This is a genomic window from Streptomyces sp. WP-1, assembly GCF_030450125.1.
Lineage (GTDB): Bacteria > Actinomycetota > Actinomycetes > Streptomycetales > Streptomycetaceae > Streptomyces > Streptomyces incarnatus.
Genome location: NZ_CP123923.1, coordinates 748629 through 768875 on the forward strand (window position 1 = coordinate 748629; position 20247 = coordinate 768875).

Annotated in this window: 18 protein-coding genes and 2 pseudogenes; 11 read left to right on the forward strand and 9 right to left on the reverse strand. The window is 73.2% G+C overall.

What is annotated here, in order from left to right; genetic code table 11:
* Positions 1-25: 25 nt before the first annotated feature.
* On the reverse strand, positions 26-2347 hold the full coding sequence (locus tag QHG49_RS02980; protein ID WP_301492678.1) for a M4 family metallopeptidase: 2322 nt from the start codon (positions 2345-2347) through the stop codon (positions 26-28).
* Positions 2348-2749: 402 nt separating this feature from the next.
* Between QHG49_RS02980 and QHG49_RS02985 the strand changes: the two genes are divergently transcribed.
* The 4 genes and pseudogenes from QHG49_RS02985 to QHG49_RS03000 all read left to right on the forward strand — a co-directional run bounded on the left by QHG49_RS02985 (position 2750) and on the right by QHG49_RS03000 (position 6523).
* Complete coding sequence (locus QHG49_RS02985; RefSeq protein WP_301487138.1) at positions 2750-3658, forward strand: serine hydrolase; 909 nt, start codon at positions 2750-2752, stop codon at positions 3656-3658.
* A 52-nt stretch (positions 3659-3710) separates the two neighbouring features.
* The gene (locus tag QHG49_RS02990) at positions 3711-4691 is read left to right on the forward strand and encodes an alpha/beta fold hydrolase (protein WP_301487139.1); all 981 of its coding nucleotides are present in this window, start codon (positions 3711-3713) and stop codon (positions 4689-4691) included.
* 95 nt (positions 4692-4786) lie between these two features.
* A pseudogene (locus QHG49_RS02995) lies at positions 4787-5311 on the forward strand (hypothetical protein); the annotation flags it as partial.
* A 180-nt stretch (positions 5312-5491) separates the two neighbouring features.
* On the forward strand, positions 5492-6523 hold the full coding sequence (locus QHG49_RS03000; protein WP_159698451.1) for an LLM class flavin-dependent oxidoreductase: 1032 nt from the start codon (positions 5492-5494) through the stop codon (positions 6521-6523).
* Positions 6524-6537: 14 nt separating this feature from the next.
* Here the strand turns inward: QHG49_RS03000 and QHG49_RS03005 are convergent, their stop codons facing one another.
* Positions 6538-7479, reverse strand: a complete 942-nt coding sequence (locus QHG49_RS03005; RefSeq protein WP_145489805.1) for a TauD/TfdA family dioxygenase — start codon at positions 7477-7479, stop codon at positions 6538-6540.
* A 289-nt stretch (positions 7480-7768) separates the two neighbouring features.
* Between QHG49_RS03005 and QHG49_RS03010 the strand changes: the two genes are divergently transcribed.
* The 3 genes from QHG49_RS03010 (at position 7769) to QHG49_RS03020 (ending at position 9878) form a co-directional block, all read left to right on the forward strand.
* Positions 7769-8599 carry an aldo/keto reductase gene (locus QHG49_RS03010; RefSeq protein WP_301487140.1) on the forward strand — a complete coding sequence of 277 codons (831 nt, stop codon included), beginning with the start codon at positions 7769-7771 and terminating at the stop codon, positions 8597-8599.
* Between the two features lie 59 nt (positions 8600-8658).
* On the forward strand, positions 8659-9336 hold the full coding sequence (locus tag QHG49_RS03015) for a DNA polymerase ligase N-terminal domain-containing protein (protein WP_301487141.1): 678 nt from the start codon (positions 8659-8661) through the stop codon (positions 9334-9336).
* A 104-nt stretch (positions 9337-9440) separates the two neighbouring features.
* Positions 9441-9878 carry a cupin domain-containing protein gene (locus QHG49_RS03020; RefSeq protein WP_159698460.1) on the forward strand — a complete coding sequence of 146 codons (438 nt, stop codon included), beginning with the start codon at positions 9441-9443 and terminating at the stop codon, positions 9876-9878.
* An 8-nt stretch (positions 9879-9886) separates the two neighbouring features.
* On the opposite strand, the gene QHG49_RS03025 is transcribed toward QHG49_RS03020, so the two are convergent.
* The 3 genes and pseudogenes from QHG49_RS03025 to QHG49_RS03035 all read right to left on the reverse strand — a co-directional run bounded on the left by QHG49_RS03025 (position 9887) and on the right by QHG49_RS03035 (position 13361).
* Positions 9887-12232: a SpoIIE family protein phosphatase gene (locus tag QHG49_RS03025; protein ID WP_159698463.1), complete on the reverse strand. Its 2346-nt coding sequence runs from the start codon at positions 12230-12232 to the stop codon at positions 9887-9889.
* Between the two features lie 57 nt (positions 12233-12289).
* Positions 12290-12757 carry a peroxiredoxin gene (locus QHG49_RS03030; RefSeq protein ID WP_301487142.1) on the reverse strand — a complete coding sequence of 156 codons (468 nt, stop codon included), beginning with the start codon at positions 12755-12757 and terminating at the stop codon, positions 12290-12292.
* 74 nt (positions 12758-12831) lie between these two features.
* A pseudogene (locus QHG49_RS03035) lies at positions 12832-13361 on the reverse strand (MarR family winged helix-turn-helix transcriptional regulator).
* Between the two features lie 328 nt (positions 13362-13689).
* Between QHG49_RS03035 and QHG49_RS03040 the strand changes: the two are divergent.
* The 4 genes from QHG49_RS03040 (at position 13690) to hemC (ending at position 17091) form a co-directional block, all read left to right on the forward strand.
* Positions 13690-14073: an SH3 domain-containing protein gene (locus QHG49_RS03040; protein ID WP_301487143.1), complete on the forward strand. Its 384-nt coding sequence runs from the start codon at positions 13690-13692 to the stop codon at positions 14071-14073.
* 191 nt (positions 14074-14264) lie between these two features.
* Complete coding sequence (locus QHG49_RS03045; RefSeq protein WP_159698466.1) at positions 14265-15044, forward strand: XRE family transcriptional regulator; 780 nt, start codon at positions 14265-14267, stop codon at positions 15042-15044.
* Between the two features lie 130 nt (positions 15045-15174).
* A complete protein-coding gene (locus QHG49_RS03050) occupies positions 15175-16131 on the forward strand; it encodes an ATP-dependent DNA ligase (protein WP_159707871.1) in 957 nt (318 codons plus the stop codon).
* Between the two features lie 18 nt (positions 16132-16149).
* Positions 16150-17091 carry a hydroxymethylbilane synthase gene (gene hemC, locus QHG49_RS03055; protein WP_201300498.1) on the forward strand — a complete coding sequence of 314 codons (942 nt, stop codon included), beginning with the start codon at positions 16150-16152 and terminating at the stop codon, positions 17089-17091.
* 23 nt (positions 17092-17114) lie between these two features.
* Here hemC and QHG49_RS03060 read toward each other — a convergent pair whose 3' ends face one another.
* The 4 genes from QHG49_RS03060 to QHG49_RS03075 form a co-directional block, all read right to left on the reverse strand.
* Positions 17115-17639: a hypothetical protein gene (locus QHG49_RS03060; protein WP_145489766.1), complete on the reverse strand. Its 525-nt coding sequence runs from the start codon at positions 17637-17639 to the stop codon at positions 17115-17117.
* A 183-nt stretch (positions 17640-17822) separates the two neighbouring features.
* Positions 17823-18686 carry an ABC transporter permease gene (locus tag QHG49_RS03065; protein ID WP_086810484.1) on the reverse strand — a complete coding sequence of 288 codons (864 nt, stop codon included), beginning with the start codon at positions 18684-18686 and terminating at the stop codon, positions 17823-17825.
* A complete protein-coding gene (locus QHG49_RS03070) occupies positions 18643-19539 on the reverse strand; it encodes an ABC transporter ATP-binding protein (RefSeq protein ID WP_145489769.1) in 897 nt (298 codons plus the stop codon). The genes QHG49_RS03065 and QHG49_RS03070 overlap by 44 nt, the downstream gene beginning before the upstream one ends.
* Positions 19536-20105 carry a MarR family winged helix-turn-helix transcriptional regulator gene (locus tag QHG49_RS03075; RefSeq protein ID WP_301492679.1) on the reverse strand — a complete coding sequence of 190 codons (570 nt, stop codon included), beginning with the start codon at positions 20103-20105 and terminating at the stop codon, positions 19536-19538. Before QHG49_RS03075 ends, QHG49_RS03070 begins: the two co-directional genes overlap by 4 nt.
* Between the last annotated feature and the right edge of the window lie 142 nt (positions 20106-20247).

Here is a 20247-nt window from a genome sequence, read left to right on the forward strand (position 1 = left end):
GCCGGTGTTCAGCCGGTGCGGGCGATCAGCTGGTGGTCAGGGACGTGTCGTCCACGACGAAGCTGGTCTGGAGCGAGGAGTCCTCGACGCCGTTGAACTTCAGCGTGACCGTCTGGCCCGCCAGCGAGGACAGGTCGAAGGTCTTCTGGACGTAGCCCGAGGCCTTGTTCAGGTTCGAGTACGAGGCGAGGGTGGTCGAACCGGCGGTCACCGTCAGCTTGTCGTACGCGGTGCTGGTGGTGGTCTCGGCGGTGTCGATGTGCAGGTAGAAGGACAGGCTCGCCTTGCAGCCCGCGGGGATCGTCACCGACTGGGACAGGCTGTCGGTGTGCGTGGTGCCGTAGCCGTTCAGCCACGCCTTGTAGGAGCCGCCGTGGGCCGCCTGGCCGCTGTCCGTGGTGATGACACCGCTGCTCGCGGTCCAGCCGGTGCTGCCCGACTCGAAGCCCGGGTTGGCCAGCAGCTGGGTCGAGGAGCAGCCGCCGCCACCGCCGGTGCTGACGGTCCAGGAGAAGGTCGCGGTACCGGTCGCGCCGGTGGAGTCCTTCACCGTGACGGTGGTGCTGTAGCTGCCGGCCGCGGACGGCGTACCGGAGATCACACCGGTGGAGCCGTTGATCGACAGACCGGTCGGCAGGCCCGAGGCGCTGTAGGTCAGGGAGCCGCTGTTGGTGCTGCTCGCCTGGACCTGGAGGCTGACCGCCGTGCCCACGGTGGAGGACTGGCTGCCCGGGTTGGTGACCGTCACACCGCTGCTCGGCGGGGTGATGTGGCTGCCGACGTTGATGCCCGCGAAGGCGTTGCCGACACCCGCGTACTGCGCGGAGTTGGCGCCGTAGAGCGCGGCGGCCGCGTTGAGCGCCGCGGTGCGGGCGGCGGCGTAGTTCGTGCTGGACGTCATGTACGACGTCAGCGCCTTGTACCAGATCTGGAGGGCGGCGTCCCGGCCGATGCCGGTGACGGCGACACCGTCGGAGGTCGGGCTGTTGTAGGTCACACCGTTGATGACCTTGGTGCCGCTGCCCTCGGAGAGCAGGTAGAACATGTGGTTCGCCGGACCCGAGGAGTAGTGCACGTCGAGGTTGCCGACGCCCGAGTACCAGCTGTCCGCCGAACCGCCGTCCTTGCTCGGCTTGTCCATGTAGCGCAGCGGGGTGCCGTCGCCGTTGATGTTGATCTTCTCGCCGATGAGGTAGTCACCGGGGTCCGAGCTGTTGTTCGCGTAGAACTCCACGCCGGTGCCGAAGATGTCGGAGGTCGCCTCGTTCAGACCGCCCGACTCGCCCGAGTATTCGAGGCCGGCGGTGTTGGAGGTGACACCGTGGCTCATCTCGTGGCCGGCCACGTCCAGCGCGGTCAGCGGGTCGTTGTTCCCGGAGCCGTCGCCGTACGTCATGCAGAAGCAGCTGTCGTCCCAGAACGCGTTCACGTACGAGTTGCCGTAGTGCGTCCGGGAGTAGGCGCCGACACCGTCGTTCTTGATGCCGCTGCGCCCGAAGGTGTTCTTGTAGAAGTCCCACGTCTCCTGCGCGCCGTAGGCGGCGTCCGCGCCGGCCGTGGCGGCGTTGGAGTTGGTGCCGTCGCCCCAGGTGTCGCTGCTCTGCGAGAACAGGGTGCCGGTGCCGGAGGAGCCGTGGTTCAGGTTGTACGTCTTGTGCCCGCCGCGCGTATTGTCGGTCAGGTTGTACGACGAGCCCGACTGGGTCGAGGTCAGCGAGACCTGGCCGCTGTAGCGGGTGTTGCCGACGCCGGTCTCGATGCCCTGGTACCGGTACAGCTCCTTGCCGGTGGTGGCATCGGTGATGACGTGCAGCTTGCTCGGCGTGCCGTCGTCCTGGAAGCCGCCGATCACGGTCTCCCAGGCAAGCTTCGGGGTGCCGCTGCCGGCCCAGATCACCTTGCGGGCGCTGTCCGCGGCGGGCTTCGCGGCGTCCAGGGCCTTGGCGGTCTTCAGCGCCTTGCTCTCGGCGGCGGCCTTGGTGTAGGTCGCCGTGGTCGAGGCGACCTGGATCTTGTTCTTGTTGTTGTACGTGGCGCTCACGGTGCCGGCCGCCAGCGAGGCGGGCGGGGTGTGCACGATGAGGTCGCCGCCGAGGACGGGCAGACCGTCGTAGGTCCGCTCGTAGCGGGTGTGCAGGGTACCGTCGGCGTCCTTGGTGACGTCCTTGACGACCAGCTTCTCCTTGGCGCCGAGGCCGAGGGTGCGGGCGGTGTCGGATGTCCTGTCCTGGGCGCTCTGGATCAGGGCCTTGTGCTGGGCCGGGCTGAGCCTGGCCTCCAGGGCGCCGACGCGCAGGGGGCTGAGGTGGTGCGCGGTGGGCGCGGCCGTCGCCGGGCCGGCCTGCATACCGACGGCGAAGAGGGCCGCGGTGGAGAGCAGCGCGGCTCCGACCGTGGCCCGCTTGGAGAGACGTCCCTGGGGAAGACGTCCGTGAGAAAGGGGTCTGTGGGGTCTCACTCTTACTCCTCCTGCGGAGGCCGCCGGGTCGCGGCCGGTGAGGGACCGGACAGCCGGGTCTGCTGTCCGGTGGGCGGTGCTGTGCGGGACCGAGATCCGTGGTGCGCTCGTGGGGGATCGGCGTGCGCTGGGAGAATGACAGTCTTGAACCGTCCATGTCATCAGCGTGGGAGCCAATCGAGGGTTTTCCCTATGACGTCGCTGTGAGCTTCCCCAGTGGCCGATTCACGTTCATGAAACAAGTGTTGGGGCGCCTGTGACAGGGGAGGCCGCCCTGGGAAGATCGTCTCCATGGCGGTCGACGAGGTACGGGCAGTCTTCGAGCGGGCCGGGTGCACGGGCACTCTGTTCGTCCAACCCCTGGATGGAAATGAGGAGTTCGGGTTCGGCGCCGATCAACCCGTGGTGCCGGCGTCGGTGGTGAAGGTGCTGGTGGCGCCGGCGGCGGAGACCTGGTTCGCCGAGGGCCTGCTGGATCCACGGGAGCGGATGGTGCTGGGCGCCCCCGAACGCACCCCCGGTTTGGCCGGGGTGTCGCTGTTCGAGGACGATGTCGCGCTGTCCTGGCGGGACATGGTGGTCCTGATGCTGACCATCAGCGACAACCCGTGCACCGACGCGCTGATGAACCGGCTCGGTGTCGACACCCTGAACGCGACGGCCGCGCGGCTCGGGCTGCGGAACACGGCCGTCCGGTCCGATCTGCGCACCCTGCTGGACTCCATCGGCCAGGACCTCGGCCGCGCGGGCTGGGCGGATCTCGTGGACTGGTCGGGGCGTGCCCCGGCGGCCGAATCGGCGCTCGCCGACGCAGGGCCGCCGACGACGCGGGCGCTGACCCCCGGCGTGGGCACCCGTACGACGGCGCGCGACATGGTGCGGCTGCTGCGGCTCCTGTGGAGCGGGCAGGCGGGGCCGGCGGAAGCCTGCGCGCGGGTGCGGGCCGTCATGGGCCGCCAGCTCACCCGGCACCGGATCGCGAGCGGGTTCCGGACGCCCGTGCGGGTGGCCGCCAAGAGCGGCGGGCTCGCCGGGATCGTACGCGATGAGGTGGGCGTCGTCTCGTACCCGGACGGCCGCCGGTACGCCGCCGCCGTCTTCACCCGGTCGTCGGCGGGCGCGGACGACGCCGCGATCAATGCCGCGATCGGCACCGCGACCGCGCACGCCATCGCCTCGTTGCACCGCGAAACGGCCTGAATTCCCCTTCACCCGACAGCCGAAGTCCACTCGACAGCCCATGGGAGGGCTCATGACACACCCCACCGAACCGACGCACCGCCTGGTGTCCACCGAGACCGGGCGGATCCACCTCGTGGAACAGGGCAGCGGCCCGCTGGTGCTGCTGGTGCACGGCTTCCCGGAGTCCTGGTACTCCTGGCGCCACCAGCTGCCGGCCCTCGCGGCGGCCGGGTACCGGGCGGTGGCCATCGATGTGCGCGGCTACGGCAGGTCCTCCAAACCGGCCGCGGTGGACGCCTACCGGCTGACCGAACTCGTGGCGGACAACGTCTCGGTGGTGCGCGCCCTCGGTGAGGAGTCGGCGGTGATCGTCGGCCACGACTGGGGCTCCCCCATCGCCTCCACCTCGGGTCTGTTCCGGCCCGAGGTGTTCCGGGCGGTGGGCATGCTCAGCGTGCCGTTCACCCCGCGCGGCGGCCCGCGGCCCACCGAGCTCTTCGCCCACATGGGCGGCGAGCAGGGCGAGTTCTACATCTCCTACTTCCAGGAGCCGGGCCGCGCCGAGGCCGAGATCGAGCCGGATGTGCGCGGCTGGCTCGCGGGCTTCTACCGGGCCCTGTCCGCCGGGACCATGCCCGGACCCGACGAACCCGCCCCGTACCTCATCAGCCCCGGCGGCACCCTGCGCGACCGGTGCCCCGACGGCCCGCCGCCCGGCTGGCTCGGCAAGGAGGAACTCGACTTCTACGCGGGCGAGTTCGAGCGGACCGGGCTGACCGGACCGCTCAACCGCTACCGGAACATGGACCGCGACTGGACCGACCTCGCCGCCCATGACGGCGCCCCGCTCACCCAGCCGTCCCTGTTCATCGCCGGTGCCCAGGACGTCACCCTGTCCTGGCTGTCCGGCGCCGTCAAGGCGTTCCCGGTCACCCTGCCCGGCCTGGTCTCCTCGCATCTGCTCGACGACTGCGGCCACTGGGTCCAGCAGGAGCGCCCCGAGGAGACGAACCGCCTGCTCATCGACTGGCTGGCCGGTCTGCCCGGATAGCTCGCGCGCCCGCGCCGAACGGGCCCGCCGCCGCGCGGAGTCGGCCCGAGCCCCGGCCTCCCGCCGCTGGTCGGCGCGTTGTTACGGTGCTTCGCGTGTCCGACTCCTCACGCGACACCGCAAAGGGCGCCGACTGGGGCTCGGCCGAGCCGGGGGCCTACCGGCAGTTGCTGCCGCCCCACGTCCGGAGGGTGTCCTGGCTGGACCCCAGGACGCTGTGGGCGGCCCGCAACGGCGCGCCGGCCTCCTGGTTCGGCGACCCCACCGGCCGCACCCGCGGCCGGCGGGTGGCCCGGCGCCGATGTACGCGATACCCGGCAACCACGACTGGTACGAGGACCTCGGTGCCCTCATACGGGTCTTCCGCGCCGACACCCCGCCGCTCGGCCCCACGCCCGCGCCCGCGCCCGCGCCCGAAGATCCTGATCACCGGGTCGCCGCTGTACGTCGACGGCGAGCACCACCCCTGCCCCATCGACGGCGGCGGCACGGTGGACGACGTCGTCCGGGACCCGGAGCACCACTACGTGGCCGCGATCGGCGGCGACATCCACAACTACCAGCGCTGTCCGCTGCGCGGCGACTCGCTCGCGTTCCGCAGCCACCTCTACGCCCGCAGGAACTGGACACCCCCCGATCGAGGACGAGGTCGTCATCCCGCTGAAGCAACCCCCTGAAGTGAACCCGCCGACGCCACCCCGCCGGTGGGTGCGGGCCCCGCTCCGAAAACCGATCACACAGTTGTCACACTCGGCTGCCACACTCGACGCAGAACCGCTGTACGACCGCTGGAGGAGCCCGTGCCGTCCACCCCACGCCCCCTGCGCAAGCTGGGCTTCCTCACCATCGGCCTGTTCGACCCGGCGGACCCGGCCCGGGGCCACGAGTCCACGCTGGAGATCATCGAACTGGGCGAGCGGCTCGGCTTCGACAGCGCCTGGGTGCGCCACCGCCATCTCCAGTACGGCATCTCGTCCCCGGTCGCCGTCCTCGCCGCCGCCTCCCAGCGCACCCGCCGCATCGAACTGGGCACCGCGGTCATACCGCTCGGCTGGGAGAACCCGCTGCGCCTCGCCGAGGACCTGGCGACCGTCGACCTGCTGTCCGGCGGCCGGCTGAACCCGGGGCTCAGCGTGGGCCCGCCGATGCACTACGACCAGGTGAAGGACGCCCTGTACCCGGACACCGGCGACATCGAGGACTTCGGCTACGAGCGGGTGCGGCGGCTCCTGGACCTCGTGCGCGGCAAGCCCGCCAGCGACTTCAGCGGGACCCGGGGCTTCGAGGTGTTCAGCGATGTGGTGCAGCCGCACTCCCCCGGGCTCGGCGGCCGGCTGTGGTACGGCGGCGGCAGCCTTGGCTCGGCGCGCTGGGCGGGCGAGCACGGCATGAACTTCCTGACCAGCAGCGTCGTCAAGGCGGCGGGCCCGGGTGAGGGGCCGTACGACTTCGCGGAGATACAGCGGTCCCTCGTCCGGGAGTTCCGGGCGCACCACCCCGACGGCGAGGCGGCCCGCATCTCGCAGGGCCTGGTGGTGATACCCACCGACTCGGCGACCCCCGGACAGCGCGCCCGGTACGCCGAGTTCGCGGCGAAGCGGCTGCCGCGCACCACCGCCCCGCAGGGCCCGGCGCGGCTGCTGTTCGCGCCGGACCTGGTCGGCACCTCGGCGGAACTGGCCGAGCGGCTGCGGGCGGACCCGGCGTTCCGGGAGGTGGACGAGGTGGCCTTCGCGCTGCCGTTCACCTTCGCGCACGAGGACTATGTGCAGATCCTCACCGACATGGCGACGAAGCTCGGTCCCGCGCTCGGCTGGCGTCCGGCGGTCTGACCGTCGTACCGGCGCTACCAGCGGCCCGCCTCGGTGCCCGTGACCGGTGTGGAGGGCCTGCCGTCCACGCCGACCGGCACCTCGCCGTGCAGCATCACCCGGTGCATGATCCGGGGCGCGTCGAGCCGGGTGTGGTCGCTGGGGGCCAGATGGATGGTGGCCCGGTTGTCCCAGAAGGCGACGCTGCCGGGTGCCCAGCGGAAGCGGACCGTGTACTCGGGGCGGACCGCCTGGTCGAGGAGCATCTGGAGCAGGGCGGCGCTCTCCGGGCGGGATACGCCGCTGATCTGCTCGACGTAGTAGCCGTTGATGAACAGCACCCGCTCCCCGGTCTCCGGGTGCACCCGCACCAGGGGGTGCTCGGACGCCATCTGGTGGTCCAGGAGGTGGCGCAGATAGGCGTCGTCGCCGGGGCGTGGCTGGTAGCCGACGCCGAGGCGGTGCTCGGCGCGCAGCCCGTCGACGAAGGCGCGCACGGGCGCGGAGAGGCCCGCGTAGGCGGCGGCCAGGTTGGCCCAGGTGGTGTCGCCGCCGTAGGGCGGGACGGACTCGGCGCGCAGGATGGTCGCGGCGGGCGGGTCGACGCGCGCGCCGTGGTCGCAGTGCCAGCCGCGCAGCAGGTGGGGGCGGCGGCGGGCGAGCCACTCCTCGTGGTCCATGCCGTAGCGGCCGCCCAGTTCCAGCCGGTCGGCCGTGGTCTCCACCTCGGGGAAGTCCGGGGGTGAGGCGCCGCCGCGGCGGCCGAGGACGACCGGTTCGCCGAAGCGGCGGGCGAAGGCGACATGCCCGGCGTGGTCCAGGCGCTGGTCCCGGAAGAACACCACCTTCCAGCGCTGCACGGCCCGCCGGATCAGGTCGGCCACCGCGTCGTCGAGGGGGGCGGCGAGGTCGACGCCGGTGATCTCGGCGCCGATGTGCCCGGCGACCGGCCGTACCTCCACGCCTCCGGCCCGCATGTCCACACCGGCGGCCGGATCCGGCCGGTCCGGCCGGTCCGCCCGTCCGGGCCGCACAGGCCCCTGCGGACGCTCCGCCCGGTCCCGCCGTTCCGGCTGTCCCGCCTGTTCCGGCCGCTCCTGCTGCTGCGCGGCGGCCCTGTCCGTCGTCATGCGCGCGCTCCGCTGCTCGTCCGTACCGGCCCCGGGCCCGTGCCGTCCGCCGGCCTCGTCGCGTCCGTCCGGTTGATCACCACTCACCCTATCGGTGAGGCTGGTGGCACGACACTGTCGAGCGGAAGGTCTACCCGTGAACGGCATACCGGCGCACACGCTCAACGACGGAACGACGATCCCCGCCCTCGGCCTCGGCACCTGGCCACTGGACGACACCGCGGCCGAGCGGGCCGTACGCGACGCGCTCGGCCTCGGCTACCGGCTGGTGGACACCGCGGTGAACTACCGCAACGAGACCGGTGTGGGCCGGGCCCTCGCGGACGCCGGGGTGCCCCGCGAGGAGCTGGTGGTGACCACCAAGCTCCCGGGCCGCCACCACGGCTACCAGGAGACCCTGGCCTCCTTCGAGGAGTCCCGGCGGCGGCTCGGCGTGGAGTACGTGGACCTGTACCTGATCCACTGGCCCAACCCCCGGGTCGGCAAGTACGTCGACTCCTGGAAGGCGATGATCAAGCTCCGGGAGGACGGTCTGATCCGCTCGATCGGCGTCTCCAACTTCACCCCGGAGCACATCGTGCGTCTGGAGAAGGAGACCGGGGTGCTGCCCTCGGTGAACCAGATCGAGCTGCACCCGCTGTTCCCGCAGGAGGAGCTGCGCGCCTTCCACGCCGACCAGGGCATCCTCACCGAGAGCTGGAGCCCGCTGGGCCGGGGCGGCCATCTGCTGGGCGATCCGCGGGTCGCCCAGATCGCCGACGAGCACGGGGTGGGCCCCGGGCAGGTGCTGCTGCGCTGGCACGTCCAGCTGGGCGCGCTGCCCATCCCGAAGTCCGCCGACCCCGGGCGGCAGCGCGCCAACCTGGACGTCTTCGGCTTCGAGCTGGACTCGGACCAGATGGCCGCGATCGCCCGGCACGCCCCGACCCGGCTCGGCGGGGACCCGGAGACGCACGAGGAGTTCTGAGACCGGGGTGAGCGGGGTACCCGGGGCGCGGTGAGGCGGACGCACGGAAGGAGCCGCACGTGGCAGCGGAGGACCGGCTGCGGACGTACCGCGCGAAGCGCGGCTTCGAGCGGACCCGGGAACCCGCGGACGAAGGCCGGGAAGCTGCGGACGAAGGCCGGGAAGCTGCGGGCGGAGGCCGGGAGCCCTCGGCGGCACAGGACGCCGGGGGCCGGGGCGGCGGGCGGCCCCGGTTCGTGGTGCAGATCCACGACGCGCGCCGGATGCACTTCGACTTCCGGCTCCAGGTGGGCGACGTCCTGAAGTCCTGGTCCGTGCCGAGGGGACCCTCCGCCGACCCGGGCGACAAGCGGCTCGCGGTGCCGACGGAGGACCATCCGCTGGCGTACGAGGACTTCGAGGGCGTGATCCCCAAGGGCCAGTACGGGGGCGGCACGGTGATCGTGTGGGACCGGGGGACGTACGAGCCGCTGAGCCATGACCGGCAGGGGCGGCCGGTGGACTTCGCCGGGTCGCTGGCGCGCGGACATGCCACGTTCCGGCTGCACGGCGCCAAACTGCGCGGCGAGTACGCCCTGACCCGCTTCCGGGGCCGGGACGGGGAGGACGCCTGGCTGCTGGTGCGCAAGGGTGCGGCGCGCCGGGCCGGGCACGGGTCCCCCGACCCCCGGCGGGCCCGTTCGGTGCGCACCGGGCGCACCCTCGCCCAGGTCGCGGCGGACGGCGGCGCGCGCTGACCGGGCGGGCACCGGCAATCCGGATTCCCTGATTCCGGCCCCGAGGGGTGTGCGAGGAGCCTATGGTCACGCCGACATCCCTCGCTGCCCTGGAGGCATCCGACATGCGCACAGCACCACGCGGCGTCGCCCTGATCGGCGCCGTGACCGCCGCCACCGTACTGACCTGCCAAACCGCGGGGGCGACCCCGGCGGGCCCCGGGGTGACGGCCCGTACGATCGGTGAACGGACCGTCGGGAGCACCGACTACACCCTGCGGGAGATCACCGTCCCGCCCGGCCGGAGCACCGGCTGGCACTTCCACGACGGCCCGCTGTACGGCGTGGTGCGCCAGGGCACGCTGAGCCACTTCGACTCCTCCTGCGCCCCGGACGGGGTGTACGGGGCGGGCGCGCCGATACAGGAGCCGGCCGGGCCGGGGAACGTGCACATAGGCCGCAACCTCGGGGACACCCCGGTCGTGCTCGATGTGCTGTACGTGCTGCCGCACGGCGCGCCGTTCTCCGAGGACGCGCCGAACCCGGGCTGCGCCTTCGAGTAGGAGTGTGATCAGGCGTCGGGGAGCGGCTGTTCGGCCCAGATGGTCTTGCCCGCGGCCGTCTGCCTGCTCCCCCAGCGCCGGGTGAGCTGTGCGACCAGCAGCAGTCCCCGGCCGCCCTCGTCGTAGGCGTGCGCCCGGCGCAGGTGCGGGGAGGTGGAACTGCCGTCGGAGACCTCGCAGATGAGGGCGCGGTCGCGGATCAGCCGTAGCTGGATGGGCGGTTCGCCGTAGCGGATCGCGTTGGTGACGAGTTCGCTGACGACGAGTTCGGTGACGAACGCGGTCTCCTCCAGCCCCCAGGCCGCCAGTTGCTCCCCGGCGGCCTGCCGGAGGACGGCGACCTGGGCGGGGTGCGCGGGCACCTCCCAGGTGGCGACCCGGTCGGCGCCGAGGGCGCGGGTGCGCACCAGCAGCAGCGCCACGTCGTCGCCGGGCTGGTCGGGCAGTACGGCCTTGAGGATGCCGTCGGCGAGGGCGTCGAGGGAGTCGGCGGACGCCCCGACGGCGCGCCGCAGTTCGTCGTCGGCGCCGTCCGGGTTCCCGGCGCGGTGGGCGACCAGGCCGTCGGTGAACAGGGCCACGACGGAGCCCTCGGGCAGTTCCAGCTCCGTCGCCTCGAAGGGCAGTCCGCCGATGCCGAGGGGCGGCCCGGCGGTCATGGGCACGAGTTCGGCGCCGTCGCCGCCGGGCAGGACGAGGAACGGGGCCGGGTGGCCGGCGGTGGCGAGCGTGAGACGGCGCGAGACGGGGTCGTAGACGGCGTACACGCAGGTGGCGCCGATCTCGGCGACCTCATCGCGGCCGTTCTCGGCGGCCAGGTGGGTCACCAGGTCGTCGAGGTGGGTGAGGAGTTCGTCCGGCGGCAGATCCACGTCGGCGAGGGTGCGCACGGCGGTGCGCAGCCGGCCCATGGTGGCCGAGGAGCTGATGCCGTGGCCCACCACATCGCCGACGACCAGTCCGACCCGGCCGCCGGAGAGCGGGATGACATCGAACCAGTCGCCGCCGATCCCGGCCTGGGAGCCGCACGGCAGATAGCGGTGGGCCACGTCGAGCGCGGCCTGTCCGGGCAGTCCGCTCGGCAGCAGGCTGTGCTGGAGGGCGAGGGCGGTGCTGCGTTCGCGGGCGAAGCGGCGGGCGTTGTCGATGCAGACGGCGGCGCGGCTGGCCAGTTCCTCCGCGAAGACGGCGTCGTCGGGGCCGTAGTCCTCCGGATGGGCGAGCCGCACGCAGACCGCGACGCCCAGGGTGGTGCCACGGGCGCGCAGCGGTACGGCGATCATGGAGTGGACGCCCTCCCGGAAGGGGCGGCCCCGGGGCGCGCGCTCGTCGCGGTCCGCGAGCCAGGCCCGGAATCCCGGTTCGCCCGCCTGGCTGAGGATCGCGTGGCCCTCGCGCAGCGCGCAGGCGGGCGGCGCGGAGGGCGGGTAGATCTGGGTCTCGCCGACCCGGACGGCCACTCCGGGGCTGCCGGGCCGGGTGGACGTGTAGGCGACGCGGTGCAGCTCGATGTCGTCGACGGCGGCCATCGGGGGCTCGTCGGCGCCGAGCACCCAGTCGAGCAGGTCGACGGTCGCGAAGTCGGCGTAGCGCGGGACGAGGATCTCGATCAGTTCCTCGGCGGTGCGCACCACGTCGAGAGTGGTGCCGATGCGGGTGGCGGCCTCGTTGAGCAGGGCGAGCCGGCGTCTGGCCCAGTACTGCTCGTTGTTGTCGTAGGCGGCCAGGGCGACGGCGGTGGGGGTGCCCGAGGCGTCGCGCAGCGGCCACATCTCCAGGCTCCAGAAGTGCTCCCGGTTCAGCGCGGGCGCGGCGGCGAAGCTCTCGTAGCGCACGGGCAGGCCGGTCTCGGCGACCTCGCGCAGATGGCGCAGAAAGCCCCGGTTGGACTCGGTGTCGGCCACGGTGTCCAGGAAGAACCTGCCGGTCAGCCCCTCCTCGGGGACGCCGATGACCTTGCAGGCGGCGTCGTTGAGGCGCAGGTAGCGCTGCTGGAGGTCGAAGACGGACATCGACATGGACGCCTGCTCGAAAGCCTGTGCGGCGAGCGCGACGCCGGGCGGTTCGGCCGTCACGGCGTAGCCCGCGGGCCGTCCGTCGCCGCCGTCGAGGGGGCAGGCGGTGACGGCGAGGTCGAGGCGGTGGCCGTCGCGGTGGCGCAGGGCGACGGTGCCGTGCCGCGTCCCCGTCCGCGCGCTGCGGGCCTCCCCGGGGAGTTCCGCGGCGAGCAGCTCCGCCGCGGGGCGGCCCACGACCTCCTCGGCCGGGTGGCCCGTGAGCAGCCGCGCGCCCTCGCTCCACCCGGTCACCCAGCCCCGAGTGTCGATGATCGCCACGGCGGCGACACGGTCCATAAGGCCCAGAATGATCCGATTGTCGCGGCTCCTCAAGCGCGGGGGCCGCGAGCGGGGTCAGGCCAGGTGGGCGCGCAGGGCGGCGAGGGCCTTGTCGGCGTGGGTGTTCATGCGCAGCTCGCTGCGGACGATCTCCAGTACGGTGCGGTCCCCGGCGATGACGAAGGTGACGCGTTTGGTGGGGGCGAGGGTGAAACCGCGCTTGACCCCGAAGCGCTCGCGGACCGTGCCGTCGGCGTCGGACAGGAGGGGCATGCCGAGCGTGTGGCGGCCGGCGAACTCCCGCTGCTTGTCGACGTCGTCGCCGCTGATGCCGACGGGCCGGGCGCCGAGCGCGGCGAACTCGGCGGCGAGGTCGCGGAAGTGGCAGGCTTCGGCGGTGCAGCCCGGGGTGAGGGCGGCGGGGTAGAAGAAGAGGACCACGGGCCCGTCGGCGAGCAGTTCGCCGAGGCTGCGGAGGGTCCCGGACTCGTCGGGGAGGGCGAAGTCCTCCGCCTTGTCCCCGACCTCGACACGCTCACTCATGACCGGTTCCTCCTCTGGTGGCCTGCCGCCGGATATTACTGGACGGTAAGCCGCCGGGCGGCCGGTTCGCGGGACTACTTCTCCGCAGCCGCCACGTCTGCCGTCCCGTCCGCCGTCACGTCCGCCTCCACCTCGGTCTCCGTCGCGGCCGAGTGCGCGGGGAAGTCGTCGGCCATCCGGTGAAACGGCGTGGCCGGCTGCCGCGTCTCGCCGGCGCCGGCCGCCCAGGGCCGACCGACGGCGAGCCGGCCCACGTCGGTGAGCCGACCCGCTCCGGCGGACCGGATCCGCCGGGCACGCCGGTCGTCGGGGTCGGGCGCCCGGGTGACGTACCCCGCCCACTGGAGCTGCGCACGGTCCGGGTCACAGGCAGGGCGTCGACCCCGAAGCGGTGCGCCACCTCCCCCGGTCGCATCGGCTCGCGGTCCGCGAACTGCCGCGGCAGCGCCACGGCGGCCCGGTCCAGCGGTACGTCGGCCGGGGCGCGCAGCCGGTCGTGGTGGCGGGTGCGGGTGCCGGGGCGGGTGAGGCGGGTGAGGGCGCGCTCGATCTCGGCGACCGCCGGGAGGGCCGCGTGCGGACCGGACGGCGAGGGCGCGGGCACGTCCTGGCCGGACGGCGAGGGCGCGGGCACGCCTTCGAGGCCACGCAGACCGGGCGGGCCCGGCCCTTCGTGTCGGTGGCTCGGGCGGCTTCGTCCCGGTGACTCGGGCGGCCCCTCGTCCCGGTGGCTCCGGCGGCACGGACCGAGTCGCTCCGGTACGCCCTCGCGGCCCCCGCGCCTCCGCCGAGACCAGGCCCCGCCGCCCGTCCCCCGGGACGTCCCACGCCGTCCCAGGGGACACGGAAACGGCATGGCGAGGGGTTCGCACGGCAAGGCTGGGCGGCGTGATCACGGTTCGTGGTCACGAGATCGACAGCCGGAGGTTTCCATGATCCGTCGGGCCCTCAAGAGCGTTCTGCCGGCCGCGGCCGCGGCTCTCGCACTGCTCCCCGTGTCGGCCGGTGCCGCCGCGGCGAGCAGCGTCACCGCGCACCCCGTGGCCGCCGTCGCCACCGCCCAGCACCCCGTCCAGACCTACCCCCACCACACCGGCCTGATCGCCACCGGCGGCGTCCGGCTCAACGTCCGCTCCGGCCCGGGCACCGGCTACCGGGCGGTCGGCAGCCGGCACACCGACCGGCTCATCTCGGTCAGCTGCAAGACCTACGGCTCCCGGGTGCGCGGCAACCACGTCTGGTACCGGCTCCCGCAGCACCGGGGCTACGTCTCCGCCCACTACGTGACCACCCACCGGTACGTCCCCTGGTGCTGACGGGCGTCCGCCGCACCACCCACTGAGCGCCGAGGGCCTGTTCGGGAACCGCGTCCCGAACGGGCCTTCGGCATGGGGGCGCTTGACCCGGCCCATACCTCGTCCGGTGTTGCAGCGGCCGTCCGGCAGGGAAACCATCCCGGCATCAGGGGCGAAACGCCCATAGGGGAATGGGAGTCGAGGAACGCACGATGCGGCACCCCCAAGGATCGACCGCGCCGGACGAGTCGCTGGTGGTGACACTGCGCGACCTGAAGGACCGTACGGGGCTGAGTCTGGCGGCGCTGGCCGCGCGCACCCCGTACAGCAAGTCCGCCTGGCACCGCTATCTCTCGGGCGGCAAGCGCCCGCCGCGGGCCGCGGTGGAGGCCCTGTGCCGGCTGGCCGACGCCGATGCCGCGGCCGTACTGGCGCTGTGGGAGGCGGCCGACGAGCCCGCTCCCCCGGAGCCGCCCGAAAAGCGCCCCGGTGGCCGCCGCTCACCCTGGCTCCCGCTGTGGATCCCGGTGTCGGCGCTCGCCCTGTTCGGCGCGGCCGCGGCGGTGGCCGCGGCCGTGGCCCTGTCCGGGCGCCCGGGGTCCGCGCCGGTGGCCCAGCCCCTGAGCGAGGTGCAGCGCTGTCACGGGGCGTCCTGCCAGGGCGAGTTGCCGGACGCCTCGGTGTGCGCCCGGGACGCGCAGACCAGGAGCAGGGTCGCCGACCACGCCTATGCCGTACGGCTGCGCTACTCGCCGTCCTGCCGTACCGCCTGGTCGGAGGTGCGGGTGCGCGGCCGGCTGGCCCGGGAGGTGTCGGTGCGCGCGGGCGACGACATCCTCTCCGCGAGCTACCCGGCCGATGATGTGACCGGCGTCAACAGCCCGATGCTGTCGGTGGGTTCGCCCCGGGGCGTGGAGGCGTGCGCCGAGGTGGGCGGGAAGGTGGCGTGCACGGGCCTGGACGCGGACGGGCCGCCGGCGCCGGTGGACTGACGCGCCGACCGGGCGGCGACCGCGCGGGACACCCCGTTCAGGGGAACCGGGGGCCGAAGGCGCGTGACGGGGCCGGGTTCGGTCGACATCTTCTGCCGTGACCCCCACCGCCCTGCCGTTCATCGCGCCGATGCTCGCCACCCCCGGCTCGCTGCCGCCCGCCGCGCAGGACGCGCGCTGGGCCTACGAGACCAAGCAGGACGGGCAGCGGGTGATGGTCTATCTGCCCGGCGACGGCACCCTGGTGCTGCGCGCCCGTTCGGGCGAGGAGATCACCGGGGCGTATCCCGAACTGGCGCCGCTGGGCGGTGCGCTGGGCGCCACTCCCGCGGTCCTCGACGGGGAGGTGCTGGCCCTGGACGCGGACGGCCGGGCCGACTTCCAGCTGCTGCAGAGCCGGATGGGCCTCGCCCACGCGCCTGCCCGGGCGGCCCGCCGGTCCGCGCAGGTGCCGGTGCACCTGGTGCTGTTCGACGTGCCGTACCTGGCCGGGCCGCTGCTGCGGGAGCCGTACGCACGGCGCCGGGACCGGCTGACGGAGCTGGGGCTGGCCGGGCCGTACTGGTCGACGCCCGGCGCGGTGACCGGGCACGGCGCGCGGGCGCTCGCGGCCACCCGGGAGCACGGCCTGGAGGGCCTGGTGTGCAAGCGGCTCGACTCGGTGTACGAGCCGGGGGTGCGCTCGCGCGCCTGGATCAAGATCCGCAATCTGCGTGCCGAGGACGTGATCGTGGGCGGCTGGCTGCCCGGCAAGGGGCGGCTGACCGGGCTGCCCGGCGCGGTGCTGGTGGGCCAGCGGGACGCGGCCGGCCGGCTGCGGTACGTCGGCGGGGTGGGCACCGGCTGGAGCGAGGCGGAGCGGACCCGGCTGGCGGAACTGCTCGCGGACGCGGCGAGCGGGCGCTGCCCCTTCGAGCCGGCGCCCCGCGTGCCGGGCGCGCGCTGGGTCCTGCCCCGGCTGGTCGGGGAGGTCGGTTACAGCACCCGTACCCGGACCGGGCTGCTGCGTCAGCCGTCCTGGCTAAGGCTGCGTCCCGATCTTTCACCGCAGGACTCGGCGGCGGACCTGCCCATGGACCTGGCATGAGGTGGGGGGGTCTATCGTGTGCGCATGCCGGTTCCCGAACTGATCCGAATCGTCTCCCGTGACTCGCCCATGGCCCTGGCCCAAGTGGAGCGGGTCCGCGCCGAGTTGAGTGCCATGCACCCGGGGGTGCGCACCGAGGTCGTCCCCGTGAAGACCACCGGCGACAAGTGGCTCGGCGATCTGGCCCAGGTCGAGGGCAAGGGGGCGTTCACCAAGGAGGTGGACGCGGCCCTGCTGGCCGGGGCGGCGGATCTCGCGGTGCACTGCGTGAAGGACGTGCCCGCCGACCGGCCGCTGCCCGCCGGGACGGTGTTCGCCGCCTTCCTGAAGCGGGACGACATCCGCGACGCGCTGGTGCACCCGGGCGGTCTCACCCTGGACGAGCTGCCGGCCGGCACCCGGATCGGCACCTCGGCGGTGCGCAAGATCGCCCAACTGGCCGCCACCCACCCGCATCTGGAGTGCGTGCCGTTCCGCGGCAACGCCAACCGCAGGCTCCAGAAGCTGGCCGACGGCGAGGCGGACGCGCTGCTGCTCGCGGTGGCCGGTCTGGAGCGCATCGGCCGTACCGATGTGATCAGCGAGGTGCTGTCCCCGGAGACGATGATGCCGCCGATCGGCGCGGGCATCCTCGCCCTGCAGTGCCGGGAGGGCGACACCGGGCTGATCGACGCGGTCAGCGGGCTCGGCGACCCGGACACCCACCGGGAGGCGACGGCCGAGCGGATGTTCCTGCATGTGCTCCAGGGCCACTGCAACAGCCCGATCTCCGGGTACGCGCGGGTCGACGCCGGCGGTGAACTGTCCTTGCGGGCCTGTGTGTTCACGCCCGACGGCAAGACCCGGCTGAACGCCCACGAATGGGCGGGCCGGCTCGACGCGGCCACGCTCGGCACCTCGGTCGCGGTGGCGCTGCTGCGGCAGGGCGCGCGGGAGATCATCGACGGCATCCCGCACTGAGCGGGGCCGGGGGCGGCCGGGGCTCAGGCGGTGCCGGGCTCCGTCTGCTCCTTGAGGAAGGCGCTGACCTGGTGGGCCAGGTCGCCCTGTGCGGAGCCCACGGGGGCGGCCTGCGCGGTCGTCTCCTGGACGCCGGTGCCGCCGGCCCACAGCCGGCGCTCGGTCCACTCCTCGTCCACCCGCAGCTGCACCTGGATGTCCACATGGGTGAGCGCGGCCTCGGGGGCGGCGGCGTACAGCACGGCGGTGGCCCGGCGCAGCGGATAGACGTCGAAGCCCTCGATGAACTGCGAGTTGCGCCAGTCGATGAAGGCGCCCTCACCGTCCGGTCCGACCCGGACGTCGAGCTGGCCGTCCTCCAGATGGATGCCGAAGTGCCGCGTGCCGCGGTTCTCGATCGTCACCCGGACACTGAAGTACGTCAGCCCGGCCGCGGCGTCGTCGCGTCCGCGCGGGGGTTCGGCGGCCTCCAGGCGGTGGACGCGGACCCGCAGACCGGCATGCTCCTCGTACTCCTGCCAGTCACCGACCACGTTCGGCTCGTACACAGTGCCCCTCTCGACCCCCGAGTGTCTATCTGTGGGCTCAGCGCACTGTCAAATGAGCGGAATGCGCCGTGGCCAGGGGGTTCGCCCGCTTTGATCGTTGATCAAGCGCTGCCCAGGAAGAATCCCCCCGCGCCCGTTCCCGGCGGGCCACGGTGCGTGCCGCACATCACGTTCCGGGCGAGATCACCGGGCCAGTCGGCCGAGCAGTGAGGAGGCCGCCGTGATGCCGAGCGCGGCGGCGATCGCCAGCACCCCGAAATCGGCGCCGAGATGCGAGGGCGTACCGAGCAGCAGCCCGCGCAGCGCGTCGACTTGGTAGCTCAGCGGGTTGACCTTGCTGACGGCCTGGAGCCAGCCCGGCATCACGGAGACGGGGTACAGGGCGTTGGAGCCGAAGAAGAGCGGCATGGTGATCGCCTGCCCGAACCCCATCAGCCGGTCGCGGCTGAGCACGATGCCCGCGATGGTCATGGAGAGGCAGGAGAAGAACACCGAGGCGAGGATCACCGCGAGGGCGACGCCGAGCAGCTTCAGCGGGTTCCAGGTGAGGGCGACGCCGAGCAGGGCGGCGATCACGATCACCACGATGGCCTGCACCAGCGACTTCACTCCGGCCGCGAACGCCTTGCCGGTGATCAGCGCCGAGCGCGGGGTCGGGGTGACGAGCAGCTTGTTCAGGATGCCCGCGTCCCGTTCCCAGATGATCTGGATGCCGTAGAAGATCGCGATGAACATGGCGGACTGGGCGATGATGCCGGGCGCCATGTAGTCGATGTAGGGGATGCCGCCGGTGGGGATCGCCCGGATCCGGGTGAAGGTCTGACCGAAGATCAGCAGCCACAGGGCGGGCTGGACGGCGCGGGTGTACAGCTCGGTGCGGTCGTGGCGCAGCTTCTGGAGCTCCACGGTGCACATGGCGAGCACCCGGGCGGGCAGCAGCCGCCAGCCGGCGCGCGGCACCGGAGGGGTGAGCAGCAGCGCGGTGTCCTTGCCGAGGGTGCGGTCAGCCGACGCGGCGTGCGGTGCGGCGGGTGCTTCGGACTTCACGGAAACCTCCTCCGGTGTTGTCGTCGAGGCCACTGCCGGCGACGTCGCGGAAGACGTCCTCCAGCGTGGGCAGGGTGTCGGCGCCCTTGCGTTCGGCGAGGCCCCGGCGCAGCTCCTCGGGGGTGCCGAGGGCACGGATCCGGCCGCGGTGCATCAGGCCGACCCGGTCGCAGTACTGGTCGGCCTCGTCCATGTAGTGGGTGGTGACGAGGACGGTCATGCCGGTCGCCTCGCGTACGGCGTTGATGTGCTCCCACACGCCGGTGCGGGCGATCGGGTCCAGGCCGATGGTCGGCTCGTCCAGGATCAGCAGCCGGGGGGCGCTGACCAGGGCCTGGGCGAGTTCGAGGCGGCGCACCATGCCACCGGAGTAGGTACTGGCGAGCCGTTCGGCGGCGTCGGAGAGGTCGACGGCACGGAGCGCCAGGTCGACCCGCGCGGCGCGCTCCCGGCGCGGCACGTCGAACACCCGGGCGAACAGGGCGACGTTCTCGCGCCCGGTGAGCCCGCCGTCGGCGGACAGCTGCTGGGGGACGTAGCCGAGCAGGCGGCGCACTCCCATGCGCTCCCTGGCGGCGTCGTGCCCGAAGACGCGGACCATGCCGACGGGGACCGGCAGCAGGGTGGTGATGCAGCGGATGGCGGTGGTCTTGCCGGCGCCGTTCGGTCCGAGCAGCCCGAAGACCTCGCCCTCGTGGACGCCCAGGTCGAGGTCGTCGACGGCCTTGGTCTCGCCGAAGGCGTAGGTGAGCCCGGTGCAGCTGACGGCCTCGGCGGGGGCGTCCGCCGCCTCGGCCGCGGCGGTGGCGGTGACCGCCGGGGTGGCGGACGTGTCCGCCGGGTCGGTCGTCATGATGGCGTCCCCTCCGTCCAGGGTCCCTCGGGGGCGGCTCCCGCCCCGGCCGGCGCGCCCACGGACGCCGTCGTCAGGTCCTCGCCCGCCTCGTCGTCCTCGCGCAGCAGACCGGCGAGCCTGCGCAGCGCCGGGAGGGCCGCGCGCAGGGCGTCCCGGTCGGCCCCGTCGAGGCGGGCGAGACGGCCGCCGACCAGCTCGGCACGGCGGCGGTGCCAGTCCTCCAGGCGTTTCTCGGCGGCCCCGGTCAGCCGCAGCCGCGCGGCCCGCCGGTCGGCCGGGTCGGTCTCCCGGACCAGGTAGGCGTCCCGCACGAGCTGGTTGACCAGCGTCGAGACGGAATTGCCGGCCAGGTGCAGTTCCTTGGCGGCTTCCGAGACACCGATCCCCGGGCGGGTCCCGACCAGCCGCAGCAGCTCCACCTCGGCACCGCGCAGCCGGGGCCCGGCCAGGCCGCCCCGCAGCCGGCGCCGGATCAGCCGCTGGATGCCGACGAGCGCGTCGGTCAGCTCGGCCGGGAAGGTCTCGGGCGCCCCGGGCGGCGCGTCGCCGCCGGGCCCGCGTATCGCTTCGTCTTCCACGCCTGAAGATTACCTCTGCTACAGACCTATCACCCCTCGGGCGGCCCCAAGATGCGGTCAAGGCGGGCACGCCGCTGTGCCGTGCGATTTATGAGGTTATCGGGTGAATTGTTTTGTGATGTCCGCG